Annotated in this window: 1 pseudogene; it reads right to left on the bottom strand. The window is 58.0% G+C overall.

The features are described 5' to 3' along the window. A pseudogene (locus C448_RS15240) lies at nucleotides 1-752 on the bottom strand (ISH3 family transposase); the annotation flags it as partial. Nucleotide 753: the final 1 nt, after the last annotated feature.

Here is a 753-nt window from a genome sequence, read left to right on the forward strand (position 1 = left end):
ACTCACCACAAACATCACCAACCGCAGGCCAGCGTCCTGTGAACTGGTGAAGGCGAGGCTTTGTTTGGCTAACCGGTAGCTCGATTCAATGCCGAATCGCTTGCTGTAGTGGTTGCGTGCATCCCGTGGCGTGTCGATGAACGGCGCGTCAGCGGCGTAGCCGTGACGCGCCACTCCGTGTTCGTCGTATCGTCCCTGCTGGTAGACGCAATCGATGAACACAGGAAACGTCACCTTGCCGGCGAGATCGTGTTCGATCTCGCGGCTCCAACCGCTGTTGAGTTCGTTTTGAATCGCCTCTCCCCATTTGACGATCGGCATCACGTAGGCATAGTTGTGCGCGTTCAGTAGCTTCAGACAAGTACTGTTGTAGAATCCACGATCGAGATAGACGGCCTTGACGGCGAGGTCAAGGCCGTCGAGGAGTTCAAGAAACTCAGCGAGGACGTCACTAGTGGTTTCGCCAGCAACCACTTGGCGAACCGCCAGCGTGTACCGCTTGTTGCGTACCCGCGCGTAGAGCGTCGCATAGGCGTGGAACGTCGTCGTTCCACGTTTCGCCTGCGAAGAATACAGCGCCTCTGTCTCGTCTTCGTCGCCNCATAGGCGTGGAACGTCGTCGTTCCACGTTTCGCCTGCGAAGAATACAGCGCCTCTGTCTCGTCTTCGTCGCCATAGTAAGGGTCAAGGTGGAGGTCGGCGGCGACCTCCACCGGTCGATCTGGCAGTAGCTCAAGAGCGTCTCGTTGCAGG

It is taken from the genome of Halococcus morrhuae DSM 1307 (assembly GCF_000336695.1).
GTDB lineage: Archaea > Halobacteriota > Halobacteria > Halobacteriales > Halococcaceae > Halococcus > Halococcus morrhuae.